The sequence below is a fragment of the Priestia sp. KCTC 13724 genome (assembly GCF_056820425.1).
The window spans coordinates 18,204-43,677 of sequence record NZ_JBXDLD010000100.1 but is presented as its reverse complement, the minus strand read 5'-3'; the positions used below and the strand labels follow the sequence as shown (position 1 = coordinate 43,677).

Annotated in this window: 29 protein-coding genes and 1 pseudogene; 28 read left to right on the top strand and 2 right to left on the bottom strand. The window is 38.7% G+C overall.

Annotated features, from left to right (window positions below; all coding sequences use genetic code 11):
* Positions 1–444: 444 nt before the first annotated feature.
* The 4 genes and pseudogenes from AC1UFB_RS14260 to AC1UFB_RS14245 all read left to right on the top strand — a co-directional run.
* Positions 445–2,184: pseudogene (locus tag AC1UFB_RS14260) on the top strand (vitamin B12-dependent ribonucleotide reductase); the annotation flags it as partial.
* A 126-nt stretch (positions 2,185–2,310) separates the two neighbouring features.
* Positions 2,311–2,439 (top strand): hypothetical protein, encoded by a 129-nt coding sequence (locus AC1UFB_RS14255; protein WP_258954131.1) that lies wholly within the window; start codon positions 2,311–2,313, stop codon positions 2,437–2,439.
* Between the two features lie 255 nt (positions 2,440–2,694).
* The gene (gene mntR / locus AC1UFB_RS14250; RefSeq protein WP_025911536.1) at positions 2,695–3,126 is read left to right on the top strand and encodes a transcriptional regulator MntR; all 432 of its coding nucleotides are present in this window, start codon (positions 2,695–2,697) and stop codon (positions 3,124–3,126) included.
* Positions 3,127–3,243: 117 nt separating this feature from the next.
* Positions 3,244–4,125: a patatin-like phospholipase family protein gene (locus AC1UFB_RS14245; RefSeq protein ID WP_061784675.1), complete on the top strand. Its 882-nt coding sequence runs from the start codon at positions 3,244–3,246 to the stop codon at positions 4,123–4,125.
* Between the two features lie 38 nt (positions 4,126–4,163).
* On the opposite strand, the gene AC1UFB_RS14240 is transcribed toward AC1UFB_RS14245, so the two are convergent.
* Both AC1UFB_RS14240 and AC1UFB_RS14235 read right to left on the bottom strand, forming a co-directional pair.
* Entirely contained in the window at positions 4,164–4,562 is a 399-nt protein-coding gene (locus tag AC1UFB_RS14240; protein ID WP_025911533.1) for an SA1362 family protein, read from the bottom strand.
* Positions 4,563–4,603: 41 nt separating this feature from the next.
* A complete protein-coding gene (locus AC1UFB_RS14235) occupies positions 4,604–5,551 on the bottom strand; it encodes a DUF1385 domain-containing protein (RefSeq protein WP_061784674.1) in 948 nt (315 codons plus the stop codon).
* A gap of 222 nt (positions 5,552–5,773) precedes the next feature.
* On the opposite strand from AC1UFB_RS14235, the gene AC1UFB_RS14230 reads away from it, so the two are divergent.
* From AC1UFB_RS14230 to recN, 24 genes are all read left to right on the top strand, one after another.
* Entirely contained in the window at positions 5,774–6,298 is a 525-nt protein-coding gene (locus AC1UFB_RS14230; protein WP_076512144.1) for a YqhR family membrane protein, read from the top strand.
* Between the two features lie 92 nt (positions 6,299–6,390).
* A complete protein-coding gene (gene aroQ / locus AC1UFB_RS14225) occupies positions 6,391–6,828 on the top strand; it encodes a type II 3-dehydroquinate dehydratase (RefSeq protein ID WP_076512145.1) in 438 nt (145 codons plus the stop codon).
* 3 nt (positions 6,829–6,831) lie between these two features.
* Entirely contained in the window at positions 6,832–7,890 is a 1,059-nt protein-coding gene (locus AC1UFB_RS14220) for a M24 family metallopeptidase (RefSeq protein WP_100346831.1), read from the top strand.
* A gap of 19 nt (positions 7,891–7,909) precedes the next feature.
* Positions 7,910–8,467 (top strand): elongation factor P, encoded by a 558-nt coding sequence (gene efp / locus AC1UFB_RS14215; protein WP_076512146.1) that lies wholly within the window; start codon positions 7,910–7,912, stop codon positions 8,465–8,467.
* 123 nt (positions 8,468–8,590) lie between these two features.
* Positions 8,591–8,872 carry a YqhV family protein gene (locus AC1UFB_RS14210; RefSeq protein WP_025911524.1) on the top strand — a complete coding sequence of 94 codons (282 nt, stop codon included), beginning with the start codon at positions 8,591–8,593 and terminating at the stop codon, positions 8,870–8,872.
* Between the two features lie 66 nt (positions 8,873–8,938).
* Positions 8,939–9,871: a stage III sporulation protein AA gene (gene spoIIIAA, locus AC1UFB_RS14205; RefSeq protein ID WP_025911522.1), complete on the top strand. Its 933-nt coding sequence runs from the start codon at positions 8,939–8,941 to the stop codon at positions 9,869–9,871.
* A 16-nt stretch (positions 9,872–9,887) separates the two neighbouring features.
* Positions 9,888–10,400 carry a stage III sporulation protein SpoIIIAB gene (gene spoIIIAB, locus AC1UFB_RS14200; RefSeq protein ID WP_076512148.1) on the top strand — a complete coding sequence of 171 codons (513 nt, stop codon included), beginning with the start codon at positions 9,888–9,890 and terminating at the stop codon, positions 10,398–10,400.
* 18 nt (positions 10,401–10,418) lie between these two features.
* Complete coding sequence (spoIIIAC, locus tag AC1UFB_RS14195; protein WP_025911519.1) at positions 10,419–10,625, top strand: stage III sporulation protein AC; 207 nt, start codon at positions 10,419–10,421, stop codon at positions 10,623–10,625.
* Between the two features lie 20 nt (positions 10,626–10,645).
* A complete protein-coding gene (spoIIIAD, locus tag AC1UFB_RS14190; protein ID WP_061784668.1) occupies positions 10,646–11,029 on the top strand; it encodes a stage III sporulation protein AD in 384 nt (127 codons plus the stop codon).
* Between the two features lie 37 nt (positions 11,030–11,066).
* The gene (gene spoIIIAE, locus AC1UFB_RS14185; protein ID WP_090752760.1) at positions 11,067–12,239 is read left to right on the top strand and encodes a stage III sporulation protein AE; all 1,173 of its coding nucleotides are present in this window, start codon (positions 11,067–11,069) and stop codon (positions 12,237–12,239) included.
* Positions 12,240–12,250: 11 nt separating this feature from the next.
* Positions 12,251–12,862, top strand: a complete 612-nt coding sequence (gene spoIIIAF / locus AC1UFB_RS14180; protein ID WP_025911513.1) for a stage III sporulation protein AF — start codon at positions 12,251–12,253, stop codon at positions 12,860–12,862.
* A 7-nt stretch (positions 12,863–12,869) separates the two neighbouring features.
* Positions 12,870–13,517 (top strand): stage III sporulation protein AG, encoded by a 648-nt coding sequence (spoIIIAG, locus tag AC1UFB_RS14175; RefSeq protein ID WP_025911511.1) that lies wholly within the window; start codon positions 12,870–12,872, stop codon positions 13,515–13,517.
* A gap of 13 nt (positions 13,518–13,530) precedes the next feature.
* On the top strand, positions 13,531–14,124 hold the full coding sequence (locus AC1UFB_RS14170) for a SpoIIIAH-like family protein (protein WP_328100647.1): 594 nt from the start codon (positions 13,531–13,533) through the stop codon (positions 14,122–14,124).
* Between the two features lie 330 nt (positions 14,125–14,454).
* Positions 14,455–14,958 carry an acetyl-CoA carboxylase biotin carboxyl carrier protein gene (gene accB, locus AC1UFB_RS14165; RefSeq protein WP_100346833.1) on the top strand — a complete coding sequence of 168 codons (504 nt, stop codon included), beginning with the start codon at positions 14,455–14,457 and terminating at the stop codon, positions 14,956–14,958.
* A 13-nt stretch (positions 14,959–14,971) separates the two neighbouring features.
* A complete protein-coding gene (gene accC / locus AC1UFB_RS14160; protein ID WP_025911507.1) occupies positions 14,972–16,324 on the top strand; it encodes an acetyl-CoA carboxylase biotin carboxylase subunit in 1,353 nt (450 codons plus the stop codon).
* Between the two features lie 29 nt (positions 16,325–16,353).
* On the top strand, positions 16,354–16,755 hold the full coding sequence (locus AC1UFB_RS14155; protein WP_025911505.1) for an Asp23/Gls24 family envelope stress response protein: 402 nt from the start codon (positions 16,354–16,356) through the stop codon (positions 16,753–16,755).
* Between the two features lie 289 nt (positions 16,756–17,044).
* On the top strand, positions 17,045–17,437 hold the full coding sequence (gene nusB, locus AC1UFB_RS14150) for a transcription antitermination factor NusB (RefSeq protein ID WP_482589410.1): 393 nt from the start codon (positions 17,045–17,047) through the stop codon (positions 17,435–17,437).
* 83 nt (positions 17,438–17,520) lie between these two features.
* Positions 17,521–18,864: an exodeoxyribonuclease VII large subunit gene (gene xseA / locus AC1UFB_RS14145; protein WP_025911501.1), complete on the top strand. Its 1,344-nt coding sequence runs from the start codon at positions 17,521–17,523 to the stop codon at positions 18,862–18,864.
* Positions 18,865–18,866: 2 nt separating this feature from the next.
* Positions 18,867–19,100 (top strand): exodeoxyribonuclease VII small subunit, encoded by a 234-nt coding sequence (locus AC1UFB_RS14140; RefSeq protein ID WP_482589409.1) that lies wholly within the window; start codon positions 18,867–18,869, stop codon positions 19,098–19,100.
* A gap of 2 nt (positions 19,101–19,102) precedes the next feature.
* A complete protein-coding gene (locus AC1UFB_RS14135; protein WP_100346836.1) occupies positions 19,103–19,996 on the top strand; it encodes a polyprenyl synthetase family protein in 894 nt (297 codons plus the stop codon).
* Positions 19,997–20,312: 316 nt separating this feature from the next.
* Positions 20,313–22,211, top strand: a complete 1,899-nt coding sequence (gene dxs / locus AC1UFB_RS14130) for a 1-deoxy-D-xylulose-5-phosphate synthase (RefSeq protein ID WP_025911495.1) — start codon at positions 20,313–20,315, stop codon at positions 22,209–22,211.
* Complete coding sequence (locus AC1UFB_RS14125; RefSeq protein WP_025911493.1) at positions 22,208–23,038, top strand: TlyA family RNA methyltransferase; 831 nt, start codon at positions 22,208–22,210, stop codon at positions 23,036–23,038. Before dxs ends, AC1UFB_RS14125 begins: the two co-directional genes overlap by 4 nt.
* Positions 23,039–23,224: 186 nt before the next feature.
* Entirely contained in the window at positions 23,225–23,674 is a 450-nt protein-coding gene (gene ahrC / locus AC1UFB_RS14120) for a transcriptional regulator AhrC/ArgR (RefSeq protein WP_025911491.1), read from the top strand.
* 16 nt (positions 23,675–23,690) lie between these two features.
* Positions 23,691–25,409, top strand: a complete 1,719-nt coding sequence (recN, locus tag AC1UFB_RS14115; RefSeq protein WP_025911489.1) for a DNA repair protein RecN — start codon at positions 23,691–23,693, stop codon at positions 25,407–25,409.
* The last annotated feature ends 65 nt before the right edge of the window (positions 25,410–25,474 follow it).

Here is a 25,474-nt window from a genome sequence, read left to right as displayed (position 1 = left end):
GTTTACGAGGTAATTCGTGATCAATTACCTCTATTTGTATTGGTTTTGGATAGGGATCTGAGTAGTTACCTTTGTCGTCAATGTCATGAAAAAACTTATGGAAAAGAACAACAGTTTATAGATATGTTAGTCCGCGTTATTCAGAAATGAATAACTAGAAAATTGGGTGAATTGCGGGGAAATCCTTAGAGTCAATCAAGCTACAACGTGATTGGAAACGATGAGCGTGAATGCTTAAAAATTGATTGAATTGGACAATCCGCAGCCAAGCACCGTTTAAGGTGAAGGTTCAACGACTATCGAAAATTTGCTAGTGCAAAGAAGTAGAGTAGGGATAACTCCCGAAGTGCCCAACCCCTAACAGGATATGCTGAGGGTGATGATATAGTCTAGTCCGTCTGCTATAAGCAGAGTTTAAGTATCTCGAAAGGGACGGTATTTACGTGGCATCCAGATATTGTTGAGTTTATTATCTCTAAAATGCAAAATCCACGCATTTTACGATTCTTAATTGAAAACACAAATGATGAAATGATTAAAAAACATGCCCAAGATAAGCTGAAATTTACGCCGCTTACGGAATCTGAAAAAGACATGTACCAAGGAATTATCAATTATAAGCAAATTCCAGGTCTTGGTGGATTCAGCGAGAAAATTATTGCAGATGCTGAAGAAAAGCTACAAACTGGTGGAACGTACAGCGTTCATAATTCTGAATTTTTAACAGGAGCAAACATTTCTGTTTGTTTAACAAAAGAGTTTATGGATGCAGTTGAAAACGACGGTGAATACGAGCTTCGCTTCCCGGATGTAGAAAGCTATTCGAAAGAAGAAATGGCACACTACAACGAAAACTGGCATGAGGTAGGAGATGTTCGCGAGTGGGAAAAACAAGGTAATAAGGTTCGTACGTATCGTAAAATTCGTGCAAAAGAGCTTTGGAACTTAGTTAATATTTGCGCAACGTACTCAGCAGAGCCCGGTATCTTCTTCTTTGATAATGCAAACGACATGACAAATGCACAAGCATACGGTCAGCATGTTGTGGCAACAAATCCATGTGGAGAACAACCACTTGCACCGTTTTCAGTTTGTAATTTAGCAGCTGTAAATTTAGCGCAAATGGCAGATAAAGAAAAGAAAACAGTAGACTTTGAAAAACTTCGTCAAACGGTTGAAACGGGTGTGCGCATGCAGGATAACGTTATTGATGCAACGCCTTACTTCTTAGAAGAAAATCAAAAGCAAGCTCTTGGTGAGCGTCGTGTAGGTCTTGGTGTAATGGGTCTTCATGATTTGCTTATCTACTGTGAAACAGAGTACGGTTCTGAAAAAGGAAACGAACTTGTTGATCAAGTATTTGAAACAATTGCAACAACAGCATATCGTGCGTCTGTAGAGCTTGGGAAAGAAAAAGGAAGCTTCCCATTCTTAATTGGTGATACTAAGGAAGAAACGGATCGTTTACGTGAAGCTTTCACAAATACAGGGTTTATGAAAAAGATGCCTGAAGACATTCGCGAAAGCATCAAAGAGCACGGTATTCGTAATTCACACTTACTAACAGTAGCACCTACTGGTAGTACAGGAACAATGGTTGGTGTGTCAACAGGTCTTGAGCCATACTTCTCATTCTCTTACTTCAGAAGCGGTCGGTTAGGGAAATTTATTGAAGTAAAGGCAGATATCGTTCAAGAATATTTAGACCAACATCCAGAAGCGGATCCAAACAACCTTCCTGAATGGTTTATCTCAGCAATGGAATTGGCTCCAGAAGCTCATGCTGATGTTCAGTGTGTCATTCAACGTTGGATTGATAGTTCAATTAGTAAAACGGTAAATGCACCTCGTGGCTATACAGTTGAACAAGTTCAAAAAGTGTACGAGCGTTTATATAAAGGCGGTGCAAAAGGCGGTACGGTTTATGTAGACGGTAGCCGTGATGCTCAGGTATTAACGCTAAAAGCAGAAGAAAATACATTTGATGAAGAAGTAAAAGAAACAAAAGCAGAAAAACCACACGTTGTATTAGTCGATACAATCAACGAAGTAGGATCAACCGATGTAACGATTGGTTCTGAAATTGGAAATACGTGTCCGGTTTGTCGCCAAGGAACTGTTGAAGAAATGGGTGGCTGCAACACATGTACAAATTGTGGTGCTCAGTTAAAGTGTGGTTTATAAGAAAGTGATAGAGACTGAGACATAAGTAGTTCAGTCCTTACTATACCTGAACGATTGAGAGTTCATAACTTTTAATCGTTCAGGTTTTTTGGTTGATTGTGAAAACAATGTTGGAAAAAGGGTGGAATGAAGCGTAGGACACTCGACTCCTGCGGGAAAGAGAGGGAAAACGGAGATCCCGCAGCGCAGCGAGGAAGCTCAGGTTCCTCCCCGCGGAAAGCGAGTGGCCGTAGCGCAATGGAACGAACATGTTGAGACAAATCAAAGAGATGGGAACAGCTAGTGTTCGTGTTTTAGAAGCAATCATTTTGTTATGTCCCAAACTCTATCTGTTGAAATAAATGGCTGCTACATTTCCTTGTATTTGCTTATACTATATAGTATGATTTTACATGAATGTCTTTTGGTATATCGTTAGTTTTCGTCTTTTTGAGCAGTATATTACTAAAAGTTTACAGAAGCGTGTTTCGTTAGTTTATACATAATAATTATTTTATTGGGGGAGATTTCATGCCTACGCCAAGTATGGAAGATTATATTGAACAAATATATATGCTGATTGAAGATAAAGGATATGCTAGGGTTTCGGATATCGCTGATGCTTTAACAGTTCATCCCTCATCAGTCACAAAAATGGTGCAGAAGCTTGATAAAGATGAATATTTAATCTATGAAAAATACCGCGGTCTTGTTTTAACTCCGAAAGGACAAAAGATTGGTAAGCGTCTTGTTTATCGCCATGAACTATTGGAGCAACTGCTGCGTATTATCGGTGTAGATGAAGAAAATATTTATGAAGATGTTGAAGGTATTGAGCATCATCTAAGCTGGAACTCAATTGACAGAATCGGTGATTTAGTACAATATTTTGAGGAAGATCCAGAGCGTGTGCAAGGTTTGCGAAGTGTCCAAAAGAAAAATGAAGAAGAGCAACAGCTATAACGCATATTGGAAAAGCCGTCTAATTTAGATTAGAACGGCTCTTTTTATTTTTAGCATAATTTAATAAAAGAGGTACTAAAGTGTAGATAGGAGGCAGACTGAAGGAGTTGAGAACTTCTGTATATTGATGGCGTTTTTTCAGGTGGTGGCCTTAAAGGCTTTGCATTAATTGGGGCCTTACAAGCTTTAGAGGAGCGAGACTTTATTTTCAGGCGTCTAGCAGGTACAAGTGCTGGCTCAATTGTATGCGCTCTTATTGTGGCAGGTTATACAAGTGACGAAATGATGGAGATGATGGATGAAATGAATGTGAAGTCTTTGCTAGATCAACGCGTTTCTTTTCTTCCATCCGCCTTAACAAAGTGGCTTCTTCTCTATTGGAACTTAGGATTATATAAAGGTGAAAAATTAGAAAAATGGATAGCAAGTAAATTAAAAGCAAGAGGCATTGTTACATTTGGTGATTTGCCAGCGGGATCGCTGCGCATCATTGCTTCTGATTTAACAAATAGTAAGCTCGTTATACTACCCGATGATTTGCCTAGGTATGGAATAGATCCAAAGAAATTTCCCGTGGCAAAAGCTGTGCGGATGAGCTGTAGCATTCCCTACTTTTTTGAGCCAGTTAGGCTGCGGACAAATCCCGTAAGCCTCATTGTGGACGGTGGGGTATTAAGTAACTTTCCTATTTTTTTATTTGACGATGATCAAAAGCGTAAACAAAGGCCTGTTTTAGGTATTAAGCTTAGCCCTCGTGAAAAAGAAGAAGATAAAAAAAATATTAAAAATGCAATCGCGATGTTTTCAGCTTTATTTGATACAATGAAAGACGCTCATGATGCAAGGCATATATCAAAACGTCACGAGCGAAATATTATCTTTTTACCAGTTAGTGAAGTGTTCGCTACGGAATTTTCCTTACCAGACGAACAGAAACATCAGCTTTTTCACTATGGCAAGAATAAAGCGGAGCTATTCTTAAAAAGATGGTGCTATTAAATAGAAAAAACTGCGTCTTTGTAAGGCGCAGTTTTTCATTAAAAGAAGGCACGGTTTTTCTTTTTTCCTTTTTTGCCTTCAATGACTGTTAAATGTGTATTGCTTTTCTTCTTCTTTAACGGTTTGTTAACTTTAGCAGATGGACGTTTTTGGACGTTTCGATAAGCGTTCATATCCACTTTATTACCGCTGCGTTCTTTTTCTTTTTGGCGTATTTTTGATTGTTTTACAGCTCGATGATAGCCTTTATCTTGTCCTTTGGTTTGGGCAGGACGGATAATAAACCGATAAACTAAGTAAAACAAAATGATAAATAAAAAGATATAGCCTGCTTGGCGCAATAGGCTTGTTGGATTTGTTGCAAGTGTGTAAATAAACCCAATGATTCCTAAAGCAATTAATGAATTAACAAGTGGTTTAACGAATGGACGCCTCATTTTGTTCACCTCCTAAAATGATAAAAGAAAGCAAAACAGTCTTAACTTACTTGTTCGCCACCGGTTACAGATTTTCCCTCATTTTCAATGCGTAAAAGCTCTTGAAACGAAGCGATTGCAACTTCGACTTGGTCATCCTTAGGTTCCTTTGTAGTAAGAAGCTGTAGCCATAGCCCAGGGTAACCTAAGAATCGTAAAACAGGTACATGGCGAACTTTATTGGTCAATTGTAGTACTTCAAAAGATAAACCCAACACGACGGGAATCAAAGCAAGTCGGTTTACGACTCTAAGCCAAAGCGGGTCCGTAGGGACAAGGAGATAGACAAACATTCCAACGACAACTGTAAATAGAATGAAGCTACTTCCGCAGCGATAGTGTAGCCGAGACTGAGCTTGAACTGATTCTACCGTAAGTTCCTGATTGTTTTCATACGCATTAATGACTTTATGTTCTGCTCCGTGATATTGAAAGACGCGTTTAATAAGCGGAGTTTGTGAAATCGCGTAAATATAACCGAGCAATAATAAAAGCTTAAAGAAGCTTTCAATCACTACTTGTGCTAAATCGGAAGCGAAAATAGGACGAGTCAAATTTGCTAAAAACACTGGGATTAGAGTGAAAAGCACTTTTCCAAATAGAAAAGAAAGTACACCAATTGTTGCAACACCCAATATTAAGGATAGTTTTGATTCTTTTTTTTCTTCTTTAATTACATCGTCTTCGTTAGGATGTACATCGTAACGTTCAGATGAAAAATTTAAATGTTGTGTACCGTTTGCACTTGCTTCAATAATCGCTGCAATTCCTCTTAAAAACGGAATTTTTTTCAGCGCTGTTAGTACACGATTCGATCTCCGAGAAGATTGAAAATACTCAATAGATTGATCTTTGCGACGAATGGCAGTGACCATCATTTTCTTGCCGCCAAACATGACTCCTTCAATGACAGCCTGCCCACCGTATGCGGTTTTTTGTAATTTAGACATTTCAGACACCAACCTAACTCAGACTAATTGCCCCTTAATAATTTATATTCTACAGCAATTTCGAATAAACCTCTAGGTCGATGTATGTTATCTAGTTTAGACAAAACTTTTCTATATCACACATGAAATGATAAAATTTTCCTGTTGTTCTCATTAAGAAACGTTCAACTTTATAATAGAACAGTAAAGATCAGCTCATACTATTCAGTAGAGGTGATGAAGATGACAGCTAAACAAGATAATAAGTCGACACATCAACAAATACAATCAAAGGAAGGCTCATTCTTAGCTAAAGTGGTAGTTATTGGTTTTGTAGGAGGAGTGTTTTGGAGCTTAATGGGATACATTACGTATTTATTTAGCTTTAGTGAAATTCATCCCAATACGATTTTACAGCCGTGGGCTTTTGGTAGCTGGAAAGATCGCTGGCCAGGGCTTATTGTTAGCGTTTTGATAATTGGTATTATATCAATTGGTGTAGCGCTTCTTTACTATGTGCTCTTAAAAAAGTTTAAATCAATATGGTTTGGTATTGCATATGGGGCAGTGCTTTGGGCGCTCGTTTTCCTTTTACTCAACCCGTTGTTTCCAAGCATGAAAATGATAGGAGAATTAACGTCTAATACCATTATTACAACCATTTGTTTATACATCTTATACGGGATATTTGTCGGATATTCCATTTCCTTTGAGGCAGCAGAGCTAAACAGCAGTTCTAGACATAACCCAGAACTTGTGAATGAGTAGTGTGAATGTTTTGATTTATGATAAACTAAAAAGAGAAAACGTAAGGTTTATTTTAATGATAAAAATAGCTGTGTAAGCAAGGGAGAGTGTCCATGAGAAAGTTTTTGGTAATTAATGGTCCGAACTTAAATAGGCTCGGTGTTCGAGAACCAGCAGTTTATGGGAGAGAGAATTTAAAAACGTTAGAGCACAACCTCCAGCAGCTTGCTGAGCAACAGGGTGTGCATATTGAATGTGTTCAGTCTAATCATGAAGGAGTTATTATTGATTGGATTCATGGAGCAGACGAGAACTTTGATGGAATTGTCATTAACCCAGGGGCATTCACCCACTATAGCTACGCAATCCGCGATGCGATTGCAAGCATTTCAGTTCCTGTGCTTGAAGTTCATATTTCAAACGTACATAAGCGAGAAGCATTTCGTCACGAATCAGTGACGGCGCCTGTCACAGCAGGACAAATTGTAGGTTTGGGTATTTATGGATATGAGTTAGCGATTCTTGCTCTGTTGCAAAAGAAAGGGGAATGAAGGATGAAAATAGAGAAATTACGCAAACAGTTTCATACGTTAAATGTTGACGGTATGGTTATTACAAGTGAATATAACCGTCGCTATATGACTAACTTTACTGGTTCGGCAGGTATAGCAGTAATCTCTAACGATAAAGCTGTATTTATCACAGATTTTCGTTATGTAAAGCAGGCCGCTGAACAAACAGAGGGATTTGAAATTGTGCAACATAAAGGCCCAATCTTAGAAGAAGTAGGGCAGGTTATTACGAAGCTTGGAATGAAAAGCGTTGGCTTTGAAGAGAATCATGTTTCATATGCTCAGTTTCAACAGCTTGAAAAGCACGTCAAAGCAGAGCTTATTCCAGTTTCCACTGCCGTTGAAAACTTACGCTTGATAAAGAGTGACTCAGAGATTAAGATATTAAAGGAAGCTGCAAAAATTGCAGATGCAGCATATGAGCATATTTTGACCTTCGTTAAGCCTGGTGTAACAGAGCTTCAAGTGTCTAATGAGCTGGAGTTCTTTATGCGAAAGCAAGGTGCAATTTCGTCCTCGTTTGATACAATTGTGGCGTCAGGTCATCGTTCGGCATTACCGCACGGCGTTGCTTCTGAAAAAGTCATTGAAGCAGGAGAATTTGTTACGCTTGATTTTGGTGCGTATTATAAAGGCTATTGTTCTGACATTACCCGTACATTTGCGGTAGGGAAAGTCAGTGAAGGACTAAAGGGAATTTATGATACAGTATTAGAGGCGCAGTTAAGAGGCATGAAAGGAATTAAAGCGGGTATTACGGGTAAGGAAGCCGATGCCTTAACAAGAGACTATATTGTAGAAAAAGGATATGGACAGTATTTTGGTCATTCTACAGGTCATGGTTTGGGGTTAGAGGTTCATGAAGGCCCGTCGCTTTCTGTGAAGTCTCAGGATACGCTGCAGCCAGGAATGGTTGTAACGGTTGAACCAGGTATTTACATACCAAACCTTGGTGGCGTTCGTATTGAAGACGATACCGTGGTAACAGAAGAAGGAAATGAGTCATTAACATACTCACCGAAAGAACTTATTATTTTATAAGATGTAGGAGGATTTTTTCATGATTTCAGTAAACGATTTTCGCACAGGTCTAACAGTAGAAGTAGACGGAGGTATTTGGCGCGTAATGGACTTTCAACACGTAAAGCCAGGTAAAGGAGCAGCGTTTGTTCGCTCAAAGCTTCGTAACTTACGTACTGGAGCTGTTCAAGAGAAAACATTCCGTGCGGGTGAAAAGGTAGCAAAAGCACAAATTGATAACCGTAAAATGCAGTATTTATATGCAAGTGGTGATCAGCACGTATTTATGGATAACCAATCATATGAGCAATTAGAACTTCCAGCATCAGCAATTGAATATGAGCTAAAGTTCTTAAAAGAAAACATGGAAGTAGCTATCATGATGTATCAAGGTGAAACGCTAGGTGTTGAGCTTCCAAATACAGTTGAATTAAAAGTTACTGAAACAGAACCAGGTATTAAAGGTGATACAGCATCAGGTGGTACGAAGCCAGCTACGGTTGAAACAGGCCTAATTGTACAAGTTCCATTCTTCGTGAATGAAGGCGATGTATTAATTATCAACACAACAGATAGCAGCTATGTATCACGTGCATAATAAAGCATAAAAAAAGAAGAGATGATTATCTCTTCTTTTTTTATGCTTTTCTTTTTCGTAAGTGATAAGTTGTCTACGGATTGCATAGGTTGTACTAAATGATGTAATACGTGGGAGGAAGTTATGAAGCATTGGTTTGATCACATAAACGGAACTGTTTTGACGATGGCTTGCTTACGGTTTGTCTCATCTTTTATTGAATTCATCGCAGCCATTTTAATTTTTACGAATAATGATGTCAAAAAAGCATTAATGATTAATGGAATGCTGGCGCTGGTAGGGCCAATTGTGATGATCACGTCATTTAGCCTTGGATTAGTATCAGTTGCTGACCAACTATCTTTTGGCAAGCTTGTGCTCATCGGTACAGGCGTCCTTTTAATTTTAATTGGGGTATTTAAGTGAAGTTTCTGACATAACAAGTAAAAGCTTGCCATACATTGAAATGAGTATAAAGGTGAGGGGATTTCAATGCTAGATGAAATTGTGGCTATTTTTCCAGAAGGCATTAAGCGCAATGTACAGCCATATATACAGCGCTATATAGATACTTTAGAGGAAGTGCGCATTCGAATTGGAAGGCCAATTGAGCTAACAATTGACAGTCAGCCAGTCTTTTTGTCCTATGTGGTAACGGCAGAAGATACGCTATTTATTTTAAACAAGCTCAGTCATTTCTCTATTTATATGATTGAAGAAGAATTGAAAAAAGGGTATGTCACGATTGAAGGGGGTCATCGAGTAGGACTTGCAGGTAAAGTTATTACTGAAAATGGACATGTTCGTGTAATCCGTGATGTGACGTCGTTCAACATTCGAGTGGCAAAAGAACAGATTGGCATAGCGGAACCACTAATTCCTCTTCTCTACCAATCCCGATGGCTTAGCACCATTTTGATTGGTCCCCCACAAACGGGAAAAACAACAATGATAAGAGACTTAGCAAGAATGATGAGCACAGGGAATAGGCAACGAAAGATTGAAGCGGTTAAAGTGGGTATCGTAGATGAACGCTCGGAAATCGCAGGCTGTGTCAAAGGTGTTCCACAACATACTTTTGGAACACGAATAGATGTTTTAGATAGCTGTCCGAAAGCTGAAGGAATGATGATGATGATTCGATCGATGAGTCCAAACGTATTAATTGTGGATGAGGTAGGAAGTGAAGAAGATTGTCAAGCTGTGTTAGAGGCTGTCAATGCGGGTGTACAAGTGTTTATGACGGTGCATGGTTATGATCTATTTGATTTAAATAAACGTCCCTCCTTGAAACAATTAATAGAACTTGAAGTATTCGAACGCTATATCGTATTAACCAATGAGAATGGTCCAGGAACTGTAAAAACCATCTATGACCGAGGAAGAAAGCCACTTTCGTTGAAGTCGAATTATTCTTTGAAATAAAAAGGGTGACGAAGAAATGAAAATTTTAGGAGCTATTTTTATTTTGCTTGCTTCTACGTTCACGGGTTTTGAAGTTGCCAAGCAGCTTAGCGAAAGGCCGAGGCAACTTCGGCAATTGAAAACAGCGCTACGATCGTTAGAGTCAGAAATTATGTACAGTAATCGCCCACTTCATGAAATTTCACATATGCTTTCAAAACAATTTCCTAATCCGTTATCGCTTTTTTTTAAGGAGTTTGAACAGCGTTTAACACAAGGAATGACCACTGCCAAAGAAGCGTGGGAGCACGCTCTTCAAACTCATAAAAAAGCGCTTGCCTTTAAAGAGGGAGAACTTGAAGTGTTGAAGCAGTTTGGTGAAACGTTAGGACAACATGATCGGTATTCCCAACAAAAACATATATTATTAGCTATTAACCATTTGGATCGGGAAGAACAGGACGCACTTGAACAGCAAAATCGGTATGAAAAAATGATAAAAAGTCTGGGCTTTTTATCAGGATTGCTACTCGTCATTTTATTGATGTAGTGATTGGGGGAATTAGGGATGAACATTGATATGAATACAATTTTTCAAATAGCAGGAATCGGTATTGTTGTAGCATTTCTCGTTACGGTGTTAGAGCAAATGGGGAAGAAAGATTACGCGAACTGGGTAACGCTTATAGGGTTTATTTATATCTTGTTTATGGTTGCATCGATTGTTGAAGATTTATTTCAAAAAATTAAAGCCGTTTTTTTATTTCAAAGCTAAGGGAGTGATTAGCCATTGAAATGATACAAATTGTGGGCTTAGGCTTAGTGGCTACCTTTTTAGCACTCATTTTAAAAGAACATAAATCGCCCATTGCCTTTTTACTTGTTGTTTTTGTAGGCTGCGTGATCTTTTTATTTTTAATCGATCAGATATACGAGATTATTAAAATGATTGAAAAACTTTCTGTGAATGCACATGTGAATATGATTTATGTGGAAACAATCTTAAAGATTATAGGGATTGCTTACATTGCGGAGTTTGGTGCTCAGATTACGAAGGACGCTGGGCAAGGTGCGATTGCTTCTAAAATTGAACTGGGCGGTAAAATTTTAATTTTATCAATGGCTATTCCAATTTTAACAGTAATTATTGAAACAATTATTTCCATGCTACCGTCCTAAATTATTAAGCTTATGAGGTGACGAGATGAAGTGGTGTATGAGTAAACGAAAATTGCTCGCATTCCTTTTGCTCCTCTTCTTTTTCTTTCCAAATAATGTACAAGCCTCTCAGTCTGCGCCTCAAGAAGAAATAGTAGATGAACAAATAGACCAGCTCGATATCGACGAAGTGAAGCAATTTTGGGATGATATCTTGACTCAGTATGGCGGCTTTTTACCAGAAAGTCAAAAAGGTAGTTTAGTTGACTTCTTAAAAGGTGACAAAGAGTTTTCACTTCAAGAATGGCTGAACGGGTTGGTGAAGTTTTTACTTCATGAAATTATTTCAAATGGAAAACTGCTGGGAACGCTCATTATGTTAACCGTATTCAGCGTCTTTTTACAAACGTTACAAAGTGCATTCAATCAGCAAGCTGTTAGTAAAGTGGCATATGCACTTGTTTATATGGTGTTAATTATCATTGCTTTAAATAGTTTTCAAGTAGCCATTGCATACGCAACCGGCGCAATTGAAACAATGTCTAAGTTCATTTTAGCCTTAGTGCCATTATTATTGGCGTTAATGGCTTCATCAGGCGGGGTAATATCGGCTGCTTTCTTTCATCCAGTCATTTTATTTTTAATGAACATTAGCGGGATGCTCATCCAGTATATAGTCATGCCACTATTATTTTTATCAGCACTATTAAGCATTGTGAGCACTATTTCAGATCAGTACAAGGTTACACAGTTAGCTCAGCTACTTCGAAACGTCAGCATTGGTATTCTAGGAATCTTTTTAACAGTCTTTTTAGGAGTCATTTCAGTACAAGGTGCTACTTCTGCTGTGGCGGATGGAATTACTATTCGGACCGCTAAATTTGTTACTGGAAACTTTATTCCAGTTGTGGGACGAGTGTTTACGGACGCGGCAGATACCGTTATCACAGCTTCACTTCTTTTAAAGAATACAGTTGGAATAGCAGGAGTGGTGGTTTTACTTCTAATTGTTGCTTTTCCAGCTATTAAAGTATTAGCCCTAGCACTTATTTATAAGCTAGCAGCAGCACTTTTACAGCCGATTGGCGGTGGTCCTGTTATTTCGTGTTTAAGCATTATTAGTAAAAGTGTTGTTTACATTTTTGCTGCATTGGCAATTGTCTCACTGATGTTTTTCCTATGTTTAACAGTCATCATTACGGCCAGCAACGTTACGATGATGGTGAGATAGGAGGGGAAGAAATGCAAGCACTAACAAGTTGGATTACGAATATTATTCTATTTATTTTACTAGCAACCGTTATAAATTTACTGCTTCCTAGTTCAGGCTTTCAAAAGTATACGAAGCTCGTCATTGGCTTGCTTTTAATGTTAATTATTGTTACGCCAGTCTTTCAAATTTTAAAAGTAGACGTGAACAAAATGTTTAATTCTATTCGATTGTCAGCGGCTAGTGACGATGCAGGAGTAGAAAATTTAATAGAAAGTAAGAAAAAAGAAATACAAGCTTCACAACGTGCATATATTTTAGAACAAATGGCTGTCCAAATGGAGACAGAGGTAAAAGAGGAGCTGATGGAACAGTATGGTGTAGCAATTGATCAGATGCACATTGAAACGAAAAACGAAGAAGCAGATCCCGAAGCCGACAATATAAAAACGATTACAGTTGTGATGAGTGCAGAAGAGCCTGAGGATGAACAGGCCGTGGCAGTTGTGAAAGAAATCTCCATTGACACCTCCACACCAATTGAAAAGGAACCTTCAAAAGAAGCGACGGATATTACTACGTATCTAGCAGCTAAATGGGGCATAGATGAAAAACAAATGATTGTAAACTTGGAGGAGGAGTGAACGTGACATGAATGATAAAAAAGAAGGATCATCATTTTTAAAAAGACTTTTCTCCTTGACAAAAAAATCAGATGATAAGAAGCCGTCTAAGCTTGTCTACATGGGTATTTTATTAGCAGCAGGCATGGTGTTTATGCTCATGAACGGTTCAAAGGGTATGTTGCAATCAACAGTAGATGAAGCAAAACCAGCTTCTTCTACTGTACAGGACCAAGAGGATGTTCCGGCATTTGGTTCAAAAAAAAACACAGCGATTACTGATTATGAAAAAAAATATGAAGAACAGTTACAAGACGTATTAGAACAGATTGATGGTGTAAGCAAGGTGGAAGTAATCGTAAACCTCGATGCAACAGAGGCAAAAGTTTATGAAAAAAACACGGTGACCCAAAAGCAGTCGACAGACGAAACAGATCGTGAGGGTGGAAAACGAAAAGTAGAAGACATCTCTACGGATGAAAAGTTAGTTATCGTCAGAAGTGGTGACCAGGAAAAGCCTGTTGTAGTGAAAACAGAAAAGCCGAAAATACGAGGTATCCTCGTCGTTGCGAAAGGGGCTGATAATATCGAAGTGAAAAAATGGATTATTGAAGCAGTCACGCGCTCCTTAGATGTGCCTAGTCATAGAGTTGCTGTATTACCTAAAAAAGGTTAAGGGGGAAATCCAAATGTTATTAAAAAAGCAAACAGTTTGGTTATTAACAATGTTAAGTTTAGTAGTGGTTTTATCAGTGTATTATATGACAACGCCAGAAAGCCCTCAGTCAAACGTAGCGGTTGTGGATCAACAAGAAGAAAATACGAACAAAGAAGCTGTAAAAGAAGATGCTAAAGAGCCAGCAAAAGAAGATACAAAAAAGGAAAATGCTAAGTCTACTACAGAGAGCAAAACGACTGTATCAAATGTAGAAAGTGATGAATTATTTACGGCGCTTCGCTTAGAGCTAATTGATGAGAGAAGCAAGCTGAAAGGAGAGTTACAGGAAGTAGCTGCTTCTAAAAACGTATCAGCTACTGAAGTAAGTAAAGCAATGGATAAAATCGACCAGCTATCGGAGCTAGCAGAGAAAGAGGCTGTCATTGAAACTTTAATTAAGTCTAAAGGTTATGAAGATGCACTGGTAAGAGCTGATGGTAGCGAGGTTAACATTACTGTGAAAACTGAAAAGCATTCTAAAGCAAAAGCAAATGAAATTATTCAATTAGTGAAAAAAGAGCTTGGGCAAAAAGAGGTAGCAGTTGAGTTTCAACCAACAAAATAAATCAATTCAAAAAGCGATGAAGCCTATTGTCATCGCTTTTTTTATGATTCTTACTAGGCTGATAGCTGAATTTTAACGTGGATTTATCCAGGTGATTGGGTTATAATTATCATTATAGCCTTATATTAGTACTAGGTTATAATGTTTTTCTGCAATTGTAATTTCTCTATCGATACAATTATAATTGGAAATAGTAGTAAGTTCTAAAACCCATTTTGAGTAGATTATTCTTTTACATGCGCACAAAGCAATTTGAATGAAGATTGCAATTTGTCGTATCATAGCAAAGTAGTAGAAAGATTTCTATTTCATGAAGTAGGAGTGTTTAATATGTTGAAAATTCAAGAAATCCGTGAATTAATTAAATTAGTTGATCAATCATCCATTGAAGAATTTGTATATGAGCATGAAGGGGCAAAAGTAAAAATGAAAAAGAAAGGTGCAATTGTTTCAAAGAACGCTGCACCTGTACAAGTTGTTTCATCAACTCCTGAAGTAGTAGCACCACAACCTGCTGCTCAGACACAAGCGGCAGCCGTAAGTGAAACAAAAACAGCTGAGCCAGTAGAAGCAGCACCAGCAAAAGATGAGAATCTACATAAAATTACGTCTCCAATGGTTGGAACGTTTTATGCATCATCTTCTCCAGACGACGATGCGTATGTTGCAGTGGGTGACAAAGTTCAAAAAGATTCCATTGTGTGCATCGTTGAAGCAATGAAATTATTTAATGAAATTGAAGCAGAGGTTAAAGGTGAGATTGTGGAAATTTTAGCTGAGAATGGTCAGCTTGTAGAATATGGTCAACCTCTGTTCTTAGTGAAGCCTGAATAAGGAGCGGTAAAACATGATTAAAAAGCTTTTAGTTGCAAATAGAGGAGAAATTGCAGTTCGTATTATTCGTGCCTGCAAAGAATTAGGCGTAGAGTCAGTTGCAGTTTATTCCCAAGCCGATCGCAACGCTCTTCATGTACAGCTTGCAGATGAAGCTTATTGCATCGGACCTACGGCATCAAAAGATAGTTATTTAAACTTTACAAATATCATGAGCGTTGCAACATCGACAGGTTGTGATGCAATCCATCCTGGATATGGATTCTTAGCGGAGAACTCTGATTTTGCAGAGCTTTGTCGCGAATGCAATATTACATTTGTGGGACCTACTCCTGAAGCTATTACAAAAATGGGAACAAAAGACATTGCGCGAGAAACAATGCGTGAAGCAGGTGTGCCAATTGTTCCAGGCTCAACGGGTATCGTAGAGTCTGTTGAAGATGGCATGTCAATTGCTAAAGATATTGGGTACCCTGTTATTATTAAAGCAACAGCCGGCGGTGGAGGAAAAGGAATTCGCGTTGCGAGAACGGAGCAAGAGCTCGTAAAAGGAATTACGATTACGCAACAAGAAGCTGCTACGGCATTTGGTAACCCTGGTGTATATATTGAAAAGTACATCGAGGACTTCCGTCATGTTGAAATTCAAGTATTAGCAGATACACATGGTAACGTGATTCATTTAGGAGAGCGTGACTGTAGTATTCAGCGCCGACTTCAAAAATTAATTGAAGAAACGCCTTCTCCAGCATTAAATGAAGAAACACGTACTAAAATGGGAGACGCAGCTGTAAAAGCGGCTCAAGCAGTTGGCTATACAGGGGCTGGTACAGTAGAGTTTATCTTTGATTATCGCGAAAATAAATTCTATTTTATGGAAATGAATACGCGGATTCAAGTAGAGCATCCTGTAACAGAAATGGTAACAGGTGTTGACTTGATTCAGGAACAAATTAAAGTAGCAAATGGCGAACATCTTCCTTTAAAACAAGAGGAAGTAACATTTAATGGGTGGGCAATTGAATGTCGTATTAACGCAGAAAACCCTGAGAAAAACTTCATGCCATCTGCTGGAACAATCGAAATGTATTTACCACCAGGGGGCTACGGAGTACGCGTTGATTCAGCCGCATACCCAGGCTATACAATCCCGCCATATTATGATTCTATGATTGCGAAGTTAATTGTTCATGCACCAACTCGCGAAGAGGCAATCGAGCGAATGAAGCGTGCTTTAAGTGAGTTTGTTATTGAAGGAGTTGCAACAACGATTCCGTTCCACTTGAAATTATTAAATCACGAACAGTTTGTAGGTGGAGAATTCAATACAAAATTTCTTGAGCTACATGATGTAATGAATTCGTAGTATAGTATAAATAATAGGAGGTGCTGTACATGAACGAAAATCATGTATTAGAAATGGAAGAACATCCAAATTCCTTAGGTAAAGTTGAAATTGCTCCTGAAGTCATTGAAGTAATTGCAGGGATTGCGGCTTCAGAAGTAGATGGCGTTACGGCTATGCGTGGCAATTTTGCAGCAGGTGTCGTTGAAAAGTTAGGGAAGAAAAACCATGGAAAAGGCGTTAAAGTTGATTTAACTGAAAATGGTATTAAAGTTGATGTATTCTGCATGATGAAGTTTGGTGTATCTATTCCGGTTGTGGCGCAAAAGGTACAAGATAATATCCGCCAAGCGTTAAAAAATATGACAGCAATTGAAATAGATGAAGTAAATATTCATATTGTAGGCGTTCAATTTGATACGCAAAAGCAAGAAGTTGAAGAAGAAGAGTAACTCCTAATTTTAGTTATTTCTTTTCCAGACAAGCTATGGTAAAGTGAAAAAGACTGTCTCGTCACATAGACGGTCTTTTTCGTGTTTATGAGTTGGTCTAGAAGGTGTAACATGGCGGAAAAGCACTTAATGAAGAAGGACGCCATGTTACGCTTTCTAGTGTTGGATGATTAAAAGCCGCGTAAAAATGAGATAGTAATGACGGGTGAAATTCCTTCTTTGATTTACAATAAATTGTGCTATTATCTAGGTATACTAGTGAAAGTAGATAAATAAAGGAGTCAAAATAATGAAAAGACATACAGCAAGACAAAAAGCATTACAGGCCTTATTTCAACACGATCTTGGGCAAACTGAGCCATTAGAAGCGATGGAAAATGTGTTGCAAGAGGGAGAAGGTGACGATTTCTTAGAAAAATTAGTGTTAGGCGTGGCAAACAATCAGAAAGAGATTGATGGCATTCTACGCGACCACTTAGAAAAATGGACGTTAGATCGAGTTGCAACGGTAGACCGTACTATTTTACGTATGGCGGTATATGAAATGAAATACGAAGAAGAAATTCCCGGAAATGTTACAATAAATGAAGCAATTGAGTTAGCAAAAGTATTTGGTGATGATCAATCTGGTCGCTTTATTAATGGCGTATTATCGAAGGTAGCTGTTACTCTATCTCGTTAACCGAGTACAATCTAATAGGGTACCTCTCTCCTTTATCTAAAAAGGAGAGGGGAAGAACCTTTTAGAAACAAGGAGGTTATATTATGAGTGAAGTTCGTTATTTAACTGTGTCAGCATTAACACGCTATATTAAGCGGAAATTTGATGTCGATCCTCATCTACAAGATATTTGGATTAAAGGTGAAATATCTAACTTTAAAAAGCATAGTAGAGGTCATATGTATTTTACTTTAAAAGATGAAAATGCTCGCATTGCAGCGGTCATGTTTGCTGGTCATAACAGCAAATTAGCCTTTCAGCCTGAAGAAGGAATGAAAGTGTTAATTCGCAGCGAAATATCTGTATACGAGCCGAGTGGAAACTACCAAATGTATGTAAAGGAAATGCAGCCTGATGGCGTTGGTAATCTCTACTTAGCTTATGAACAGTTAAAGAAAAAGCTTGAAAAAGAAGGGTTATTTCATGCTTCCCACAAACAAAATCTCCCTAAATACCCGAGTACAATCGGTGTAATTACATCCCCGACAGGAGCCGCAGTGCGCGACATTATTACAACGCTAAAGAGGCGTTATCCAATCGCTAAAATCATTGTTATACCAGCTCTCGTTCAAGGTGTGAACGCTGCTCCTTCAATCGTAAAAGCAATTAACGAAGCAAACAAGCGAGACGAAGCTGATGTGCTAATTGTTGGGCGAGGAGGAGGGTCAATTGAAGAGCTATGGGCATTTAATGAAGAAGTGGTTGCACGCGCGATTTATCATTCCGCGCTGCCTATTATTTCAGCTGTTGGCCATGAGACGGACTTTACAATCGCAGATTTTGTAGCAGATTTAAGAGCACCTACTCCAACAGGAGCTGCAGAACTGGCGGTACCAAGTATTGCTGAGATTTCAGAGCGTATTTCACAGCGGAATATTCGTTTACTTCGCGCGATGAATGAAAAAATTCAGCACAGTAAAAGAAGATTAGAAAAGTCTCAAAAATCGTATGCGTTTCGTTATCCACAAAAACTAATCGAACAAAAAGAGCAACAACTTGACCGCGTTATCGATACATTATATCGTGAAAGCAAGAGATTTTTTGAAAGAAAGCAAAATCAGTATGAACAACTTGCTATGAACTTGCAGCGTAACCACCCTCAGCAAAAAGTTAAGCAAGCACGTGAACAGCACATGCAGCTAGCAAAAGTATTGCAAAGAGAAATGCAACAGATTATGAAACAGCAACACCTTTTATTTGCAACTACAGCTTCTAAGCTACATGCATTGAGCCCGTTAAAAACAATGGAGCGAGGTTATAGCCTGGTGTACGATGATGATCAGACGCTAATAAAGTCCACAAAACAATTGGCAAAAGGTGATACCATTCAAGTTCGATTAACAGATGGACAATTACAGTGTGAAGTGTCAGATATAAAGGAGCGATAAAAATGGCGAACAAAACAGAGCAGACGTTTGAAGACGCAATGGATCAGCTAGAGAAAATTGTGAATAAGTTAGAAGAAGGCGACATTCCGTTAGAAGAAGCGATTGAAAAATTTCAGCAAGGGATGTCTTTATCAAAATTCTGTCATGATCGCCTTCAGCAAATTGAAAAACAAATGGAGAGCATTTTGCAAGAAGACGGCACGTTAGCACATTTTACTGTTCAGGAGGAAGAATAGACGTGAGCGAACAGCAGCTACAGGAGTACATTCAGTTTACAAAAGGTAAAGTAGAGACATTTCTATATGGATATGTAACGAATCTGCAAGCGCCTTCGCTATTAAAAGAATCGATGTTGTATTCATTAACGGCTGGAGGAAAGCGTCTGCGACCAATGCTGGTCTTTGCGACGCTAAAAGCATTAGGGCATGATGAAGAAAAAGGGCTCGCAGCTGCAAGCGCAGTTGAAATGATTCATACATATTCACTCATTCACGATGACTTACCAAGCATGGATGACGATGATTTACGAAGAGGTAAGCCAACAAATCATAGGGTGTATGGCGAAGCGACGGCGATTTTAGCTGGTGATGCGCTATTAACCAACAGTTTTCAGGTAATTATAAACGACTTAGAAATAAAAGATGAAGTAAAAGTGAAGCTTCTAAGTGAGCTTGTGAAAGCAGCTGGAGCAGAAGGTATGATTAAAGGACAGGTTGCTGATATGCAAGGAGAACAGCAGCATGAACATTTAACTCTTCAGCAGCTAGAAGATATTCATATACATAAAACAGGAAAGCTTTTAAGTTTTTGTGTGAAAGCAGGTGCAATCTTAGGCGAAGCGACTGAGGAACAATTAGAGCTTCTAGAGAAGTTCAGCTTTAACTTAGGGCTTGCTTTTCAAATTCAAGATGACATTTTAGATATTGAAGGGTCCGAAGAAGCAATTGGTAAACCTGTTGGAAGCGATACGGAGAATGAAAAGACGACGTATCCTCTTCTACTTGGGATGGAAGCAGCAAAGCAAAAGCTTCATCATCATATTCAATCCAGCTTAGATGCGCTTAAAACAACCAAGTTGGATACAGGGTTGCTTGAAGAAATTTGTCTATACGTGGCGAAGCGTGATCGTTAAGTAATGGCCCTGTTTTTTATATAAATGAGATAAAATAAGATTGAGTCCCAATATTGCCTATGCTATAATAGCCTTACTACTATGTCAAAGACGTAGTGCATAGGTTTGCAAGACATATACAATATTTTGGTGGCCGTTATCACATTTGTGTTAGCGGCTATTTTTTCACGGTTTTCTTTTAAAGAGAGGTATGTTTACTTATAACCTGACAAAGGTATTATAAGTAGTAACTGTGTTAATAATTGACTATTAGTATAAAACCATACAAAATGTATTAAGGTAACTTTATAACAAGTACGAAAGTGAGTGATCCAGATTGGATCTTACAACGATAAAAAGTCCTGATTTTTTAAAAAAGATGTCAATAACAGAATTAGAAGCATTGAGTGAAGACATTCGTCGCTTTTTAATTACAAAGCTCTCTGCAACAGGAGGCCACATTGGGCCAAACCTAGGAGTAGTTGAGCTGACGGTTGCGCTTCATAAAGTATTTAACAGCCCAAAGGATAAATTTTTATGGGATGTTGGACATCAGTCCTATGTTCATAAAATTTTAACGGGGCGAGCATGCGAATTCGATACGATTCGCCAGTACAAAGGTCTTTGTGGCTTTCCTAAGCGGGATGAAAGTGAACATGATGTGTGGGAAACAGGACACAGCTCTACGTCATTATCTGCTGCAATGGGAATGGCAATTGCGCGTGATTTGCAAAAAACAAAATCTTATGTTGTCCCAATTATTGGTGACGGAGCATTAACAGGCGGAATGGCCTTGGAAGCGCTAAACCATATCGGACATGAAAAAACAGATATGACGGTTATTTTAAACGATAACGAAATGTCAATTGCCCCAAATGTAGGTGCTCTTCACAGCGTACTAGGACGACTTCGTACAGCAGGGAAATACAACTGGGTAAAAGATGAGCTAGAAGTATTTCTGAAAAAAGTGCCAGCCGTTGGAGGGAAGTTAGCAGCCACAGCGGAGCGAGTTAAAGATGGCCTGAAGTATATGGTTGTGTCCGGTATGTTTTTTGAAGACCTTGGGTTTACATATCTAGGTCCGGTGGATGGTCATAATTACGAAGAGCTTTTAGAAACTCTTCAGTATGCCAAGAAAACAAAAGGTCCAGTTGTCGTTCATGTTATTACGAAAAAAGGTAAAGGTTACTTGCCAGCAGAAAGTGATACTAGCGGTGCGTGGCACGGTCCAGGCCCTTATAAAATTGAGTCTGGTGACTTTATTAAAGATAAGAATGTACCGGTAGGATGGAGCGCATTAGTGAGTAATACTGTTTTAAAGATGGCTCGTAAAGACGACCGTATTGTAGCAGTGACTCCTGCTATGCCGGTTGGTTCGAAGCTAGAAGCATTTCAACAAGAATTTCCTGATCGTATGTTTGATGTTGGAATTGCAGAGCAGCATGCGACAACGATGGCAGCTGGCTTAGCTACTCAAAATATGAAGCCATTTTTAGCTATTTATTCAACGTTCTTGCAGCGCGCTTACGATCAAGTTGTGCATGATATTTGTCGTCAAAAGCTAAATGTATTTATCGGAATTGATCGAGCTGGTTTAGTAGGAGCAGATGGTGAAACACATCAAGGTGTATTCGATATTGCGTTTTTACGTCATTTACCAAACTTGGTGTTGATGATGCCGAAAGATGAAAACGAAGGTCAGCACATGGTTCATACAGCCTTAACATATGAAGCAGGACCGATTGCTATGCGTTACCCTAGAGGGAATGGTTTAGGCATACCATTAGATGACGAGCTAAAATCGATTGATATTGGGACATGGGAAGTGCTAAAAGAAGGTACAGATGCAACGATCTTAACGTTTGGTACAACCATTCCAATGGCTATGGAAGCGGCGGAAGCGTTAAGTAAAAAAGGTATTCAAGTTGAGGTTGTAAATGCACGTTTTATTAAGCCAATGGACGAACAGATGCTGCATAACATTTTAAAATCAAATCGTCCTGTTTTAACAGTTGAAGAAGCGGTATTGCAAGGTGGGTTTGGAAGTGCAGTACTAGAGTTTTCTTCAGAGCATGGCTATTATTCCGCCATCGATCGTATGGGGATTCCAGATAAATTTATTGAGCATGGAAGCGTAACAAAGTTATTAGAAGAAATCAACTTAACAACCGAAGAAGTAATTAATCGAGTAAATAAACTCGTAAGACCAATACAAAAGAGGCTTGAAGTGAAGTGACGAAAAAAGAACGAGTAGACGTTTTACTAGTCGAAAGAGGCTTGGTAGAAACGAGAGAGAAAGCGAAGCGAACAGTTATGGCTGGTCTTGTATACGCGAACGAACAGCGGTTAGATAAGCCCGGGGAAAAGATTGACCGAGATACACCGTTGACTGTAAAGGGAGCAGTAATGCCGTATGTGAGTAGAGGTGGCTTTAAGCTTGAAAAAGCACTGAAAGAGTTTGATGTACAAGTAAAAGATCGTATTATGATTGACATCGGCTCATCAACGGGTGGGTTTACTGACTGTGCTTTGCAAAACGGAGCAAAAATGTCATATGCATTAGATGTTGGGTACAACCAACTAGCTTGGAAGCTACGACAGGATGAGCGAGTGGTTGTAATGGAACGTACGAACTTTCGTTATGTTACGCCAGCTGACCTAGCAGCAGGATTACCTGAATTTGCGTCAATTGATGTTTCATTCATTTCCTTAAAGCTAATTCTACCCGTGTTAAAACAGCTCCTTGTATCAGGTAGTGATGTGGTAGCACTTGTGAAGCCGCAGTTTGAAGCCGGTCGTGAGCAAGTTGGAAAAAAAGGGATTGTACGAGATGCAAAGGTTCATGAAGAAGTTGTTGAAAACATGATGAACTTTGCACTCAAGGAAGGGTATGATGTACGAAACGTATCGTACTCACCGATTACGGGTGGAGATGGAAACATTGAATTTTTACTTCACCTACATTGGAAAGGGCAAAGAGAACAAGGAGAGAACCTTGCTGGTCTGACAGCTCAAGAAGTTGTTGAACAAGCGCATTCTGTACTTAAAGAGAAAAAGTCTTAACGCTCTTGTCTCTTTTCAAGCATCAAAAGCCAATGCTAGTAATTCTAGCATTGGCAATTTGATTATACACCTTTATACGCAAAGGTGTATAATCAAATTGAATGTCAGCATGATGTGGAAGAGAATCATAACATTTCGTCTATACTATAAGAGATAAGATAATACATATTAGTGTGAGGTGCCAGTATGAACAAAGGGCAAAGACATATTAAAATTCGTGATATTATTACAAACAATGATATTGAAACGCAAGATGAGTTAGTAGATATTTTAAAAAATCAAGGATTTAACGTAACGCAAGCAACCATCTCTCGCGACATTAAAGAGCTTCACTTAGTAAAAGTTCCGTTAATGGATGGTCGCTACAAATACAGTCTCCCTGCAGATCAGCGCTTTAACCCTTTACAAAAGCTAAAGCGTTCATTAATGGATGCTTTTGTGAAAATTGATTCAGCTGGACATATGCTGGTAATGAAGACCTTGCCGGGTAATGCCAACGCCATTGGAGCATTGATTGATCATTTAGATTGGGAAGAAATTTTAGGTACAATTTGTGGTGATGATACGTGTTTGATTATTTGTCGAACGCCTGAAGACACCCAAAAGATTTCGGATCGATTCTTAGAAATGTTGTAAAGGTGTGTGAAACAGATTGTTAGCAGAACTATCAATCAAAAACTTTGCCATCATTGATGAGCTTTCAGTATCGTTTGAAAAAGGCTTAACAGTTTTAACAGGTGAAACAGGAGCTGGTAAGTCAATTATTATTGATGCCATTCATCTGCTTGTTGGTGGACGCGGTTCATCCGAGTTTGTAAGGCATGGAACAAATCGAGCGGAAATCGAAGGGTTATTTCTAATTGAAGACGAGCACCCTTGCTATGAAAAAGCGAAGCAGGTGGGAGTTGAAGTTGAAGATGGCATGGTGGTACTCAGACGAGATATTACCATGAATGGTAAGAGTATTTGTCGTATTAATGGAAAGCTAGTCACGCTTGGCATTTTACGTGAAGTGGGTCAAACACTGATGGATATTCATGGTCAGCATGAGCATCAGGACTTAATGAACCAAGATCGACATCTAATTCTTCTTGACCAGTATGGAGGTCAGAAGGTTGAAGAAGCACTATCAGAATATCGAGAAGTGTTTGCTACATATACAACGTTAAAGAAACAATTAGAACAATTAACAGAAAACGAACAGCAAATGGCCCACCGTTTAGATTTAATTCAATTTCAGCTTGATGAAATAAAAGCAGCCGACCTTCAACCAAATGAAGATGAGCAACTGATGGATGAGCGCCTTAAAATTTCTAACTTTGAAAAGATTTATACGTCCTTAACGGATGCATATAACGCTCTTCATGGTGAGCAAAGAGGACTAGATTGGCTAGGTGTAGCTATGAACCATGCAGAAGAAATTTCGAATTTAGAAGACACCTATGGCGAAATTTCAGAAGTCATATCATCAAGCTTTTATCAAATTGAAGATGTGTCTTATCGTATTCGCCAGCAGCTCGATTTATTAGAGTATGATCCAAAGCGTCTCAATTTTATTGAATCACGGCTAAATGAAATTAGTCATTTAAAGCGTAAATATGGTCAAAGCGTTGATGAAATTCTAGAGTATGCAGCTCAAATTGAAGATGAAATTGATCGAATTGAGAACCGGGATACTCATGTTGAAAAAATTAAACAAAAACTGTCGAGCGTAGCAGAGGACTTGCTTGTTGAAGCGAAAAATGTTTCTGAGGTTAGAAAGCAGTTAGCTGCGGAATTAACGGATAGTATTCATCAAGAGCTACAGGAGCTTTATATGGCTAAAACTATCTTTAATATCGTATTTGAAAAGCTACCGCCAAACCAAGCTGATAGCGAACTGAGCGGTGGTTCTGTTAAGTTTACTAAGGATGGTATTGATTCAGTGGAGTTTTATATTTCGACAAACCCAGGAGAGCCGCTAAAGCCACTTGCTAAAGTAGCTTCTGGTGGAGAGTTATCTCGTATTATGCTTGCACTAAAAAGTATTTTCTCTAAGCATCAAGGTGTTACGTCCATTATTTTTGATGAAGTAGATACAGGAGTGAGCGGTCGTGTCGCACAATCCATTGGTGAAAAAATTCACGCCATCTCTGTAGATTCCCAGGTGCTTTGTATTTCGCATCTTCCACAGGTCGCTGCTATGGCGGATACACATTTGTTTATTTCAAAGCAAATCAAAGATGATCGCACTACAACATCTGTTTTACCGTTAAACGAAGAAGAGAAAACAAAAGAAATTGCTCGCATGATTGCAGGAGCTGAAATAACCGATTTAACGCAGCAGCATGCCCAAGAACTGTTAGGTCTAGCAGCAAAAATTAAACAATAATTATTTAAAAAGCGCTTCTGGTGGATCGTTATGTGCCAAAAGCGCTTTTTTTATGTAGTAAACAT

What these genes read in the sequence shown, in the direction of transcription:
- AC1UFB_RS14255 (WP_258954131.1), top strand. Translation starts at nt 2,311, where the DNA reads ATGAAGCGTAGGACACTCGACTCCTGCGGGAAAGAGAGGGAAAACGGA.
- mntR (WP_025911536.1), top strand. Translation starts at nt 2,695, where the DNA reads ATGCCTACGCCAAGTATGGAAGATTATATTGAACAAATATATATGCTG.
- AC1UFB_RS14240 (WP_025911533.1), bottom strand. Translation starts at nt 4,562, where the DNA reads ATGAGGCGTCCATTCGTTAAACCACTTGTTAATTCATTAATTGCTTTA.
- AC1UFB_RS14235 (WP_061784674.1), bottom strand. Translation starts at nt 5,551, where the DNA reads ATGTCTAAATTACAAAAAACCGCATACGGTGGGCAGGCTGTCATTGAA.
- AC1UFB_RS14230 (WP_076512144.1), top strand. Translation starts at nt 5,774, where the DNA reads ATGACAGCTAAACAAGATAATAAGTCGACACATCAACAAATACAATCA.
- aroQ (WP_076512145.1), top strand. Translation starts at nt 6,391, where the DNA reads ATGAGAAAGTTTTTGGTAATTAATGGTCCGAACTTAAATAGGCTCGGT.
- AC1UFB_RS14220 (WP_100346831.1), top strand. Translation starts at nt 6,832, where the DNA reads ATGAAAATAGAGAAATTACGCAAACAGTTTCATACGTTAAATGTTGAC.
- efp (WP_076512146.1), top strand. Translation starts at nt 7,910, where the DNA reads ATGATTTCAGTAAACGATTTTCGCACAGGTCTAACAGTAGAAGTAGAC.
- AC1UFB_RS14210 (WP_025911524.1), top strand. Translation starts at nt 8,591, where the DNA reads ATGAAGCATTGGTTTGATCACATAAACGGAACTGTTTTGACGATGGCT.
- spoIIIAA (WP_025911522.1), top strand. Translation starts at nt 8,939, where the DNA reads ATGCTAGATGAAATTGTGGCTATTTTTCCAGAAGGCATTAAGCGCAAT.
- spoIIIAB (WP_076512148.1), top strand. Translation starts at nt 9,888, where the DNA reads ATGAAAATTTTAGGAGCTATTTTTATTTTGCTTGCTTCTACGTTCACG.
- spoIIIAC (WP_025911519.1), top strand. Translation starts at nt 10,419, where the DNA reads ATGAACATTGATATGAATACAATTTTTCAAATAGCAGGAATCGGTATT.
- spoIIIAD (WP_061784668.1), top strand. Translation starts at nt 10,646, where the DNA reads ATGATACAAATTGTGGGCTTAGGCTTAGTGGCTACCTTTTTAGCACTC.
- spoIIIAE (WP_090752760.1), top strand. Translation starts at nt 11,067, where the DNA reads ATGAGTAAACGAAAATTGCTCGCATTCCTTTTGCTCCTCTTCTTTTTC.
- spoIIIAF (WP_025911513.1), top strand. Translation starts at nt 12,251, where the DNA reads ATGCAAGCACTAACAAGTTGGATTACGAATATTATTCTATTTATTTTA.
- spoIIIAG (WP_025911511.1), top strand. Translation starts at nt 12,870, where the DNA reads ATGAATGATAAAAAAGAAGGATCATCATTTTTAAAAAGACTTTTCTCC.
- AC1UFB_RS14170 (WP_328100647.1), top strand. Translation starts at nt 13,531, where the DNA reads ATGTTATTAAAAAAGCAAACAGTTTGGTTATTAACAATGTTAAGTTTA.
- accB (WP_100346833.1), top strand. Translation starts at nt 14,455, where the DNA reads ATGTTGAAAATTCAAGAAATCCGTGAATTAATTAAATTAGTTGATCAA.
- accC (WP_025911507.1), top strand. Translation starts at nt 14,972, where the DNA reads ATGATTAAAAAGCTTTTAGTTGCAAATAGAGGAGAAATTGCAGTTCGT.
- AC1UFB_RS14155 (WP_025911505.1), top strand. Translation starts at nt 16,354, where the DNA reads ATGAACGAAAATCATGTATTAGAAATGGAAGAACATCCAAATTCCTTA.
- nusB (WP_482589410.1), top strand. Translation starts at nt 17,045, where the DNA reads ATGAAAAGACATACAGCAAGACAAAAAGCATTACAGGCCTTATTTCAA.
- xseA (WP_025911501.1), top strand. Translation starts at nt 17,521, where the DNA reads ATGAGTGAAGTTCGTTATTTAACTGTGTCAGCATTAACACGCTATATT.
- AC1UFB_RS14140 (WP_482589409.1), top strand. Translation starts at nt 18,867, where the DNA reads ATGGCGAACAAAACAGAGCAGACGTTTGAAGACGCAATGGATCAGCTA.
- ahrC (WP_025911491.1), top strand. Translation starts at nt 23,225, where the DNA reads ATGAACAAAGGGCAAAGACATATTAAAATTCGTGATATTATTACAAAC.